The 12,125-nt window shown below is 54.4% G+C and carries 12 protein-coding genes; all 12 read left to right on the top strand.

Going from position 1 to position 12,125, the window contains the following annotated elements; genetic code table 11:
• Nucleotides 1–21 precede the first annotated feature (21 nt).
• The 12 genes from AC11W3_RS03050 (at nt 22) to AC11W3_RS03105 (ending at nt 12,116) form a co-directional block, all read left to right on the top strand.
• Nucleotides 22–1,257 (top strand): methyltransferase domain-containing protein, encoded by a 1,236-nt coding sequence (locus AC11W3_RS03050; RefSeq protein ID WP_484090504.1) that lies wholly within the window; start codon nt 22–24, stop codon nt 1,255–1,257.
• A complete protein-coding gene (gene rfbC / locus AC11W3_RS03055) occupies nt 1,254–1,796 on the top strand; it encodes a dTDP-4-dehydrorhamnose 3,5-epimerase (RefSeq protein WP_484090505.1) in 543 nt (180 codons plus the stop codon). The genes AC11W3_RS03050 and rfbC overlap by 4 nt, the downstream gene beginning before the upstream one ends.
• A gap of 1 nt (nt 1,797) precedes the next feature.
• On the top strand, nt 1,798–3,084 hold the full coding sequence (locus tag AC11W3_RS03060; protein WP_484092464.1) for a DUF4910 domain-containing protein: 1,287 nt from the start codon (nt 1,798–1,800) through the stop codon (nt 3,082–3,084).
• Between the two features lie 50 nt (nt 3,085–3,134).
• Entirely contained in the window at nt 3,135–4,448 is a 1,314-nt protein-coding gene (locus tag AC11W3_RS03065; protein WP_484090507.1) for a glutamate-1-semialdehyde 2,1-aminomutase, read from the top strand.
• Entirely contained in the window at nt 4,402–5,829 is a 1,428-nt protein-coding gene (locus AC11W3_RS03070; RefSeq protein ID WP_484090508.1) for a polysaccharide pyruvyl transferase family protein, read from the top strand. The genes AC11W3_RS03065 and AC11W3_RS03070 overlap by 47 nt, the downstream gene beginning before the upstream one ends.
• 4 nt (nt 5,830–5,833) lie before the next feature.
• A complete protein-coding gene (locus AC11W3_RS03075) occupies nt 5,834–6,796 on the top strand; it encodes a glycosyltransferase family 2 protein (protein WP_484090509.1) in 963 nt (320 codons plus the stop codon).
• Nucleotides 6,797–6,842: 46 nt separating this feature from the next.
• Nucleotides 6,843–7,625 (top strand): ABC transporter permease, encoded by a 783-nt coding sequence (locus AC11W3_RS03080; RefSeq protein WP_484090510.1) that lies wholly within the window; start codon nt 6,843–6,845, stop codon nt 7,623–7,625.
• 13 nt (nt 7,626–7,638) lie between these two features.
• Entirely contained in the window at nt 7,639–8,829 is a 1,191-nt protein-coding gene (locus tag AC11W3_RS03085; protein ID WP_484090511.1) for an ABC transporter ATP-binding protein, read from the top strand.
• A 42-nt stretch (nt 8,830–8,871) separates the two neighbouring features.
• Entirely contained in the window at nt 8,872–9,030 is a 159-nt protein-coding gene (locus tag AC11W3_RS03090) for a hypothetical protein (RefSeq protein ID WP_484090512.1), read from the top strand.
• A 91-nt stretch (nt 9,031–9,121) separates the two neighbouring features.
• A complete protein-coding gene (locus AC11W3_RS03095; protein ID WP_484090513.1) occupies nt 9,122–9,931 on the top strand; it encodes a sugar phosphate nucleotidyltransferase in 810 nt (269 codons plus the stop codon).
• Nucleotides 9,931–10,578 carry a PIG-L deacetylase family protein gene (locus tag AC11W3_RS03100; protein WP_484090514.1) on the top strand — a complete coding sequence of 216 codons (648 nt, stop codon included), beginning with the start codon at nt 9,931–9,933 and terminating at the stop codon, nt 10,576–10,578. Before AC11W3_RS03095 ends, AC11W3_RS03100 begins: the two co-directional genes overlap by 1 nt.
• Nucleotides 10,579–10,637: 59 nt before the next feature.
• Nucleotides 10,638–12,116, top strand: a complete 1,479-nt coding sequence (locus tag AC11W3_RS03105; protein ID WP_484090515.1) for a DUF6298 domain-containing protein — start codon at nt 10,638–10,640, stop codon at nt 12,114–12,116.
• The last annotated feature ends 9 nt before the right edge of the window (nt 12,117–12,125 follow it).

Genomic DNA, 12,125 nt, shown 5'->3' on the forward strand with positions numbered 1-12,125 from the left:
GTCGATAAAAGGAGAATTGTTATGCCCTCCCAAACCATTTGCCGTTTTTGTGGCGAGACTTTGAGCCGCACCTTTGTGGACCTGGGGATGTCCCCCCTATGCGAGAGCTATATCAGCCTCGAGCAAAAGAACACCATGGAGCCGTTTTATCCGCTGCATGTCCAGGTCTGCGCAAAATGCTTCCTGGTCCAATTGGACCAGTACGTTGACTCGAGCGAAATCTTCACCGAGTACGCCTACTTTTCTTCATATTCCACGGACTGGCTGAGGCATGCAGAGCGCTACGTGTCGATGGTGATCGAGAGATTCGGACTTGACGGCTCTTCTCATGTTGTCGAACTCGCCAGCAACGATGGCTACCTCCTCCAGTACTTCGTCCGGCGTGGCATCCCGGCCTTGGGGGTGGAACCGGCACGTAACGTGGCCGAGGTCGCCATAGAGAAGGGGGTGCCGACCCGGGTAGATTTCTTCGGCGAAAACCTGGCCCGTACTATGATTTCGGAGGGGCTGGCCGCCGATCTGGTGGTGGGAAACAACGTGCTCGCGCAGGTGCCTGACCTGAATGATTTCGTCCAGGGAATGAAGATCCTGCTGAAGCCAAAAGGCGTCATCACTATCGAGTTTCCACATCTGATGCGGCTCATGGAGGAGAACCAGTTCGACACCATCTACCATGAGCATTTCTCCTACTTCTCCTTCGTTACCGCGGAAAGGATCTTCGCAGCTCACGGACTGGTGCTCTTTGACGTGGAGGAGTTGCCGACCCACGGAGGCTCGCTGAGGATCTACGCCAGCCATGCGGAGGCTGGGACCGTGGTGACCTCGCAGGTGACCGAATTGAGGAGACGCGAAGTGGAAGCCGGCATCGAGCGGCTGGAAACCTACGGCAAGTTTGCTGAACAGGTGAAGGAAACGAAGAGGAAGCTCCTCGACTTTCTCATTGCAGCCAAGCGAGAAGGGAAGAAAGTAGTCGGTTATGGAGCTCCCGGCAAGGGGAACACCCTTCTTAACTACTGCGGCATACGCACCGATTTCCTCGACTACACGGTCGACAGGAACCCATACAAGCAGGGGAAGTTCCTGCCCGGAACCCACATTCCGATCCATTCCCCGGACAAGATCAGCCAGACCAAGCCCGACTACATCCTGATCCTTCCCTGGAACTTTAAGGATGAGATCATGGAACAGGAAGCCCATATCCGCGAGTGGGGAGGGAAGTTCCTCGTTCCTATCCCCGAAGTGAGGGTCTACCCATGATTTTCAGCGAAACAGACGTCGTGGGGGCTTACCTCATCGAGGTCGAGAAACGCGAGGATCAACGGGGATTCTTTGCCCGCTGTTGGTGCCAGCATGAGTTCGAGGCCAACGGCCTGAACCCGCGGCTGGTTCAGTGCAACATCTCCTTCAACGCCGATAAAGGGACGCTTCGGGGCATGCATTACCAGGCCGGTGCTTTTGCCGAAGCGAAATTGATCCGCTGCACCATGGGAGGGATTTATGACGTCGTGGCGGACCTGCGCCCGGAATCTCCCAGCTTCGGGCGCTATGCCGCCGTTGTCCTTACCCCTGGCAACCGCAGGATGCTTTATGTGCCGGAAGGATGCGCCCACGGGTTCCTGACGGTGGAGGAGCAAAGCGAGGTCTTTTACCAGATGTCAGAATTCTACACCCCGCAGGCTGCAGCAGGCTTCAGATGGAACGACCCCTTCTTCTCAATCGAGTGGCCCCTGGAGATCAGTGTCATCTCGGAACGGGATGCAAGTTATCCCGATTTTCAGCCGCCAAAGGGAGTGTAGAGTGCAGAGCCAATCAATTGCATATCCCGCGGAGTGGAGAGAGGTGGGGGGAGAGATGTACTCCCTTATCGCCGAGCTCTATCCGGTGTGCCGAAGCATCACCGGAGACGGCGTGCGGCAGACCCTGGCCGCGCTGGGCCGTCGCATCCCTCTGGAGGTGCACGAGGTGGCGTCGGGGACCGCCGTCTTCGACTGGGTGGTGCCTAAGGAGTGGAATATAAGGGGGGCATATCTGAAGAACCCCAGGGGCGAGAAGATAATAGACTTCGATAACTGCAACCTGCACGTCCTCAATTACAGCCTTCCCATCCACAAGTTGGTGACTCTCAAGGAATTGAAGGAGCATCTCTTCACGCTCCCTGACCGTCCTGACTGGATCCCCTACAAGACGTCCTACTACCGGGAGAACTGGGGCTTTTGCATCTCGCAGCGGCAGCTCGAGTGCCTGGAGGATGGCGACTACGAAGTCTGCATCGACAGCACCTTGGAAGACGGCTCTCTCAGCTACGGCGAGTGCCTCTTTCCGGGAGAAGGAGAAGAGGAGATCCTAATCTCCTGCCACATCTGCCATCCGTCCTTGGCCAACGACAACCTCTCAGGGGTAAGCCTCGCAACCATGCTGGCCTGCTCTCTGGGTTCTGTCGCCCATCGCTATACCTACCGCTTCCTCTTTATCCCCGGGACTATCGGTGCCATTACCTGGCTATCCCTCAATCGCAATGCCGTGCACCGCATCAGCCACGGCCTGGTGGTGACCGGGGTGGGAGATCCGGGAAAACTTACCTACAAGAAAAGCCGCCGCGGCAACGCCGAGATAGATCGGGCAGCCCTCCAGGTCCTCAAGGACTCGGGCGGGCCATACGAGGTGAGGGAGTTCCATCCCTACGGCTACGATGAGCGCCAGTACTGCTCGCCCGGCTTTAACCTCCCTGTCGGGCGTCTTTCCCGCACCCCTTACGGGGAGTACCCCGAGTATCACACCTCGGCCGACAACCTGGAATTCGTCGAGCCGCAGGCGCTGGAAGGAGCGTTCAGCATCCTCAGAGGGATTGTTTGCCTTCTGGAGGAGAACCGCAGGTACTTGAACATTAACCAGCACTGTGAACCACAATTGGGGAAGCGTGGGCTTTACGAGGCTGTCGGGGATCAGGAACTTGCCATGCTATGGGTGCTCAACCTTTCCGACGGCAGCAACTCCCTCCTCGATATAGCCGAGAGGTCGGGCTTGACCTTCTCAGAAATCGCCGGCGCAGCCCGGCTGCTCGTCAGCCACTCCCTGCTGCAGTGAGAGGAGCCGATCCACTGGGGCCGGCAAGTCCGGCCCTGACGAGGTGAGCCATGAAATTCGAGAAATCAGAGAACCTCAGGGGAAAAGCGCACCGGCTGATCCCCGGCGGATGCCACACCTATGCTAAGGGTGACGACCAATACCCGCTCTGCTCACCAGGGTTTATCGCCAAAGGGCAGGGCTGCCGGGTCTGGGATGTCGACGGCAATGAGTTCATCGAGTACGGTATGGGCCTGCGCGCGGTGACGCTAGGTCACGCCTACCCTTCGGTGGTGGAGGCTGCGGGCTGGCAGATGCTCCAAGGGAACAACTACACCCGCCCCGCGCCGATTGAGGCTGAGTGCGCCGAAGCCATCGTGGAGCTCATCGACGGAGCGGACATGGTCAAGTTCGCCAAAAATGGCTCCGACGTCACCACTGCCGCCGTACGGCTGGCGCGGGCTTACACCGGGCGGGATCTAGTCGCGATCTGCGGCGACCAGCCCTTCTTCTCCGTGGACGACTGGTTTATAGGGAAAACAGCCATGTCCGCCGGGATTCCCGCAGCCGTAAGTAATCTGACCGTCACCTTCCGGTACAACGATACCTCCAGTATCCAAGAGCTATTTGCCAAGTATCCCGGCAGGATCGCCTGCCTGATCATGGAGGCCGCGACCGTAGTCGAGCCTGCCGGTGGTTTCCTAAACGATGTGCGCAGGCTATGCGACGAAAACGGCTCTCTGATGGTCCTGGACGAGATGATCACCGGCTTTCGCTGGCATCTTAAAGGCGCCCAGCACTACTACGGCGTGGTACCCGATCTCTCCACCTTCGGAAAGGCAATGGGGAACGGCTTCTCCATTGCCGCGCTGGTGGGCAAGCGCGAGATTATGGAACTGGGCGGATTGAACCATCAGAAGGAGCGGGTCTTTCTCCTCTCCACAACGCAGGGCGCCGAGAACCACGCCCTTGCCGCGACTTTGGCCACCCTCGCCATCTACCGCAGAGAACCGGTGATCGACCATCTCTGGGAGGTCGGGAAGAAACTTAACAGGGAAATCGGGAAGATCGTTGAGGAATTGAAGCTTGAGGATTATTTCCAGCTGTTGGGGCGGCCCTGCAATCTCGTCTATGCCACACGTGACGCAGAAAAGCAGCCGTCACAGCCTTTCCGGACCCTATTTCTCCAGGAGACCATCAAACGGGGGCTGTTGATGCCATCGTTAGTCGTGAGCTTCTCCCACCAGGAGAGGGACATAGAGTGCACAATACAGGGGGTGGGGGAGGCGCTGGTGGTTTACCGTCGAGCCTTGGACGAGGGAATCGAGAAGTATCTTGTTGGCAGACCAGTACAACCTGTCTTCCGGAGATTCAACAACTGCTGATGTGGCGGGGGCTAAGTCGCTGGCGGGTGACGAAATGAACAACGAGCGGGGAAGGAAAATAGGGCTCATCAGCCCTTGTGGCTGGGGCAATCTGGGAGATGCTGCCATCCTGGATGCCGTTATTCACCACCTCATAACTCGCTTGCCTGATGTAGAGCTCTATGGGTTCACGATGAACCCGGAAGACACAGTCAGGCGGCACAAGATACCTTCATTCCGGATTACTGAGCTGTCTCTCGCTCATTACCACACCACCGCCGCACACCAGAAGGAGTATGTGCCGGATTCCACGGAGGGAGAGGAAAGATCAGCTGCATCGCGGGTCACTAGCGCATTAAAAAAAATGCCCCTCCTGTACAAGACGTTAAGCAGAGTTTACTGGCGGTTCTCCAGCGAAGATTTCTTACCAAGGCAAGTAAGAAAAGAGGTGCGGGGGGTCAGGGCGTGGTTGCGGACGATGCGATCATTCGACTGTCTCATCGTCTCCGGCGGAGGACAGCTGGATGAATTCTGGGGCGGGCCCTGGGGACATCCTTATGCGCTTTTGAGATGGGCAGTTATCGCGTCGCTTACTCGAACCAACTTCATTGTACTTAGCGTAGGAACATCATCCATGGTGTCCTGGTTGAGCAGGATCTTCGTCAGGGGAGCTCTGAAGCTGGCCGACTATAGATCGTTTCGTGACCATGCATCCAAGGTGCTGGTCGGTTACGTTAAGACAACCGCAGGCGATCCAGTTGTTCCAGATCTCGCGTACAGTCTCCCTGTTCCGGTCCTTCCGACCAGCAATCCGAAAAACTCCCGCTGCCTTGTCGGTGTCAGTCCAATGGCTTATTGCGATCCGCGGGTGTGGCCTGTATCTGACCGGGCGAGGTACCGGAAGTATCTGGAGGAGTTGGCGACCTTCGTAGCCTGGCTTATCACTAACGGCCACGACATCCTTCTTTTCGCTTCGGATGGACCTGACCTCAGGGTTGTCGAGGACTTGCGAAGCGTAGTCGGAACGAAGGTGGACCGAGCAGCGATGGATGCGCATGTGTGTGGCCCTCCGGAGCTCACAGTGGGAGGGCTGTTGAGTGAACTGGTGAATGTTGAATATGTCGTGACCAGTAGACTGCATGGAGTCATCCTGTCCCACATCCTCAACCTTCCCGTCCTTGCCGTCTCCTACGATGCCAAGGTTGAGAACCATATGGCCAACGTAGGCCAAAGTGAAAGTCTTTTGAAGATAGATGATATTTCCGCCGGGGATCTTATTTCAGCATTTCAACACCTGAAAGGAAACGTGATTAAAGTCAAGTCAGTTCTGAAGCAACACGTTTCATGGTTCAATGTGTTGCTCAATGACCAGTACGACAACATCCTGAAGTACATTGGGTGATCAGATGCCAGCCGAATCTTTTGTCAGCATCCTTACGCCTTTTTACAATACCGAATATTATATTGCCGAATGCATTGAAAGTGTTCTCAGCCAAACTTATCAAAACTGGGATTACATCCTGCTCGATAACTGCAGTACCGACGGTTCATTGGCTATTGTCATGAAATATGTGAACAGCGACAAGAGAATAAAGCTCATCCGCAACGATCACCACCTGCCTCAGGTGGAGAATTACAATCGCGCCATGGAATTGATTTCCCCGCAAAGCAAATACTGCAAGATAGTCCAGGCCGACGATATGATCTTCCCCACTTGCATAGCTGAAATGGTCAAGGTTGCAGAAAGTTGCGGCTCAATTGCCATCGTGGGATCGTACTACCTCAAAGGAGACTCCGTCGAGGGCACCGGCGCCCCGTTTCCATCTCCCATAATCTCAGGCCGTGACGCCTGTAGGAAACACCTTCTCCAAGGTCAGTATTTGTTCGGTTCTCCTACCTCGGTCATGTACACATCCGAGGTTGTCAGAAACAGAAGGCCCTTCTACGCTTATGGTACATATTTGGAGGATACCGAGAGCTGCTATGACTTATTAAAAGAGCATGACTTCGGCTTTGTCTACCAAGTCCTCTCCTTTACGAGAACCGATAACTGTTCAATCAGTTCTAAACTTACATATTACAATCCGAACCTTCTCAACAAGTACATACTAGTATCTAAATATGGTAAATTCTATTTGACGGAAGGTGAATTTAAACAGGTATTAAAAGAAATTTCATCAAATTATTATGCTTTTCTTGGCGCAAAGAGTTTGCAAAACAGGTCCCAAGACTTTTGGGAATATCATAAAAAAGGACTTAGATATATAGGCGACGATCTCAGTATATTAAAAATTTTCTGGTATACTTCTTACAAAGTCTTGAGCAATCTTTTGAATATCAAGAAGATGCTTGGCTACTTCACCAGTTAATAATTAAGCGGTGCCGGTAGAATAGTTCGGTGATAAGGAGTCGGTTATGAGCAGTGCTGGGACTTTGTACAGGTATCGCGATTTGTTCTATATGATGACCATGAGAGAGATCAAGATTAAATACAAGCAGTCTGCTATGGGGCTTCTTTGGGCATTGCTGATGCCAATTATAATCATTGCATCGGGGGTATTTGTAAGGATGGCCTTTGCCAAGCTTTCTGGAGCTCCCTTCACTATGAGAGATGTGGCAGGTGTCTCGGCAAAGGCCATACCGTGGGCCTTTTTCATCTCGGCTGTCAAATTTTCCACCAACAGCCTGGTCTCCAACTTCAGCCTGGTCACCAAGATCAAGTTCCCGAAGATCATTTTCCCTCTCAGTGCCATATGCTCCCAACTGGTCGACTTCATGATTTCCTGGGCCTTCCTGATGATTTTCCTGACGGCAAATGGTTATGGCTTGAGGATTGAATCGCTATTCTCCCTGGTGCTGGTCATCATTCTGGTTTTGCAAGCAACTGCACTCGGCATTCTTCTTTCTGCTGCAAATCTCTTCTTTAGGGATGTTAAGTATATCGTTGACGTCATAGTCACCTTTGCCATTTTCTTTACCCCGGTTTTCTACGAGGTGAAGCTTTTCGAGAAATGGCAGACACTGTTACTGCTTAATCCCTTGGCTCCCCTTCTGGAAGGCCTGAACGGCTGCCTAGTGCTCGGGACCATCCCGTATGGCGGCTGGATCGTCTACAGCGCCATTTTTGCAGTAGTGTCAATGGTCGCCGCAGTCCTTGTTTTCGAAAAGATAGAGCCGATGTTTGCAGAGTATATTTAGAGGGGCCTGCTCCATGTCCGAGTTCGCCATTTCTTTTCGTGATGTCTCCAAAAGGTTCCGGAAAGGGCAGATGTATGACTGCTTGCGGGACTTGGTACCGGCCCTGACCCGGAGAGCTCTTGGACGCCAAGGAGAGAGACCGCTGGGGAAAAATGAATTCTGGGTGCTAAAGGACATTTCCTTCGAGGTCGCCAAGGGTGAATCAGTCGGCATTATCGGTCACAACGGCGCCGGCAAAAGCACCATGCTCAAACATCTCACCGGAATCATGAAGCCAACCAAAGGAACCATAGATGTTCGGGGGAGGCTCTCCGCGCTCATTGAGGTTGGGGCTGGTTTTCATCCTGATCTGACGGGGCGTGAAAACATCTTCCTCAACGGGACCATACTTGGAATGACACGAGCCGAAGTGCGCCGCAAGTTCGATGAAATAGTCGATTTTTCAGAACTGGAGGAGTTTATCGACACCCCCGTCAAGCGTTATTCCTCCGGCATGTACGCCCGCCTCGGATTTTCAGTTGCGGCCCACCTGGAACCAGACATCCTTGTGGTCGACGAGGTACTGAGCGTAGGTGACTACCTCTTCCAGAAGAAGGGTGTTGAGAAGATGCGCTCGGTGCTGACAGCGGGGGCGACAGTCCTGTTCGTTTCCCACAATCTCAGAGCGGTATCCGAGCTCTGCAAGAGGGCAATCCTACTGGACCACGGCAGGATGATGATGGACGGCCCCGTCGATGAAGTCATCAGTCGCTACTACTACCATCCCCGTGACACAAGCCAAATAAACACCGAAAAAGAGGTCTTTATTTCGACGCTCACCATCCATGAGGGTGGTGGCGAAAAGCTGGATTTCCAGTCGGGTGCCAAGGTGCTGCTGGAGATCGATGTACGGGCCAACAAGACCTGCCACAATCTGTCTCTGTGCATCTCGCTAATGGACGACGAGTTCAAGTACATCTTTGATACCTCCTCGGAGAGGCTTACCGGGAAGAGTTTCTCTTTAGCTGAAGGAGAATCAAAAAGTATGGCTTTTGAGCTCACCCTCAATCTTGGACCGGGAACCTATTATGTCGCGGCCTGCGTCTACCGCTATGACATCCAGAAGCTCTATGACGAACTTGCTCCCGCCAAAACCATCTTCGTCAAAACCGACAGGGACGCCCGCGGGGTTGTCAATCTCTACCCTAGCCTCATCCGCTGCTGAGCCTTTTGCTCCATCCACCAAACCCGATTGCAGGAGGGCTAGATGAAACCAGACGCTAAGATCCTGACGCTTCAGGAACAAGAAGCATGGGATGGTCTCAATGAGCAGCATTTAGATAGGACAATGGCTGACCTCAATACTGCCTCTAGAAGAAAGAAGGGCCACGAGAGTCATAGAACCTTGCTCTTTGCTGCCCTCTAATCACCAAAATATGATCGGGATTGGGCAATCTAACATCTTCCTGGCCCAGAGATGCAAGGCATCTCCGTGACCATCGCTAAGGAGGTGGGAAATGAAAGTTGTCCTCTTTTGTGGCGGGATGGGGATGCGGCTGAGGGATTACTCGGAATCGATCCCAAAGCCCATGGTCTGTGTGGGACATCGCCCTATACTTTGGAACGTGATGAAGTACTACGCTCATTACGGCCACAAGGAATTTATTCTCTGCCTCGGGTATCGGGGCGACACCATAAAGAACTACTTTCTGAACTACACCGAGTGCCTCTCCAATGACTTCACCCTCTCCAACGGTGGCAAGGATATCCTCCTCTACAACAATGATATCAGCGACTGGAAAATCACCTTCGCCGATACTGGCATCGCCACCAACATAGGGCAGCGGTTGAAAGCAGTGCATAAGTACCTTGAGGGTGATGAGGTGTTCATGGCCAACTACAGTGATGGACTCACCGACTTTCATCTGCCGGAGATGATAGAGCGCTTTAATTATAGCGGAAAGACAGCGTGTTTCCTCAGTGTTCGTCCCAACCAGAGTTTCCACATAGTGAATGTGAACGACGACGGGCTGGTCAACGAGATAACCGGTCTTGAAAGATCGGACATCTGGATGAACGGTGGATTCTTCATCTTCAAAAAGGACATCTTCAGCTATATCGACGAGGGCGAGGAACTGGTTCATGAACCGTTCCGCCGACTGATCGACCGAGGGCAGCTTCTCAGCTATCGCTATGACGGCTTCTGGGTCAGCATGGACACCTTTAAGGATAAACAGCACCTCGATGATCTCTACAGCCGGGGAAATACTCCGTGGGAGGTCTGGTCGAGCAACGGGAAGGCCACTTCCGCAAGGGTTGGCGTCTGATGTTAGCTCTCGAATTCCTCAAGAAAAAGGATCTCAAGGTCCTTTGCCTGGGCGCCCACTGCGACGACATCGAAATAGGCTGCGGGGGCACTATCCTGCGGCTGCTGGAGGAGAATCCCTCCGCCTCCGTCGCCTGGACTGTCTTTAGCGGCACCAGAGTCCGTGCCGCCGAGTTCCTCGCTTCGACCCGCAGCTTTCTGGGGGTTGGCAGGGCGAGGGGCAGCACTTCCCATCACTTCCCCGACGGCTACCTCCCCCATGTATGGAAGGAGGTCAAGGATTGTTTCGAGCAGATGAAACAGGTGATGGACCCGGATCTGATCTTTACCCATTTCCGCAACGACCTGCACCAGGACCACCGCGTCATCTCCGAGCTGACTTGGAACACCTTCCGTAACCATCTGATTCTGGAGTACGAGATCCCGAAGTTCGACGGAGACCTCGGGAGCCCGAACTGCTTCTCTCTCCTTTCAGAGGAACACTGCAGAAAGAAGGTCCACCTGATACTGAAGAACTACCCAAGCCAGGCGCATAAGGGGTGGTTTACCGAGGATACCTTTAGGGCTCTACTGCGGCTAAGGGGGGTCGAGGCCGGCTCCCCCACCAAATTCGCTGAAGCCTTCTACGCCCGCAAGGTTACCTACTAGCCCACAGCGGCGGCTTCAAGGGCCAAAGGCCCGGGAGTGGAGTCAATCAAGGGGGATATGTGAAGTTGTCGGTTTTGTTGCTGAGAATTTTATGCCTGGTCAGCTGCACGGTGGCTATGACCGGGTTTTTCCGGCAGAGAAACACGGTTTCGCTGGAAAGATCTTCTGTCGTTGCGGCAACAGGCCCGCTTGCGAGATCTCACGCTAATCCTCGTTACTTTTGCGATCCCACCGGAAAGGTCGTACTGCTGGCGGGATCGCATACCTGGAACAACTTTCAGGACATGATGGCGCAAGGGGCTTCCGGCCCCTTTGACTACGACGCCTATCTCGAATTTCTGCGCAAGAATAACCACAACTTCTTTCGTCTCTGGGTCTGGGAGCAGGGATGGGGCGCAGCCGATGTCGATGCCAACCTGCGTTTCGCTCCTCTTCCATATCGCCGGACCGGTCCTGGTAAGGCCTTGGACGGGGGAGTCAAATACGACCTGACGCAGTTCGACGACGCCTTCTTTCAGCGCCTGCGCTGTAGGGTCAGTCGGGCCCGCGACTGTGGCATCTATGTCTCGGTGATGCTTTTCAATGGCTGGAGCGTGGACGGCAAGTCATTGGGAATGGGTAATCCCTGGAATGGGCACCCCTACAACAGAGCCAATAACATCAACGGCATCGATGGCGATCCCGCCGGCACCGGTTTCGGAGTGGAGACCCATTCCCTGCGCCACAAGGAGATCACACGTCTGCAGGAGATGTACGTGCAACGAGTGATCGATTCCCTTAACGATTTGGATAATGTGCTGTGGGAGGTTTCGAATGAAAGCCCCCCCGGCTCCCAGGAGTGGCACTACCATTTCATCTCCTTCATCAGGAAGTACGAGGCTTCGAAACCTCACAATCACCCGGTCGGGATGACCTCCATCTGGCCGGGTGGGAATAACCGCGACTTGAGTCGGAGTCTGGCGGACTGGATCTCCCCCAATGATTTGGGCTCGGCGCCTTATAAGGAAGATCCGCCCGCTGCTACCGGCGAACAGGTGGTGGTCACCGACACCGACCACCTGTGGGGGATCGGCGGAAATCACCGCTGGGTCTGGAAGAGTTTCACCCGAGGCCTCAACCCGATCTTCATGGACCCCTACGTGAGTAGTCGTGTGACCATCGGCGATATCCCCGCTGGTTACCGAATCGATGACCCCGTAGTTGTCAGCCTGCGCAGCAGTCTCGGCTATGTTCGAGCCCTTGCTGAGCGCATCGAGCTAGCGGGGATGGTGCCGCGCAGCGACCTCTCGTCGACAGGTTACTGTCTGGCTCGCCCCGGGCGCCAGTACCTGGTTTACCAGCCAGCAGAGGGACCCTTTTCGGTGAGGCTCGAGCCAGGGAGCTACCGGGCCGAATGGTTCGATCCCCTGCGTGGCACACTCAGCACGGACAGGATAGAAATCGGTACCGCAGGGATGAAGAAATTTCGGGTGCCGAGTTGGGTAGAGTCAGATGCGGTGCTTCTCCTTGCCAGAAATGGTTCTGGAAGGGGCCCGTGAATCTATCCG

The organism is Geomonas sp., assembly GCF_056994735.1.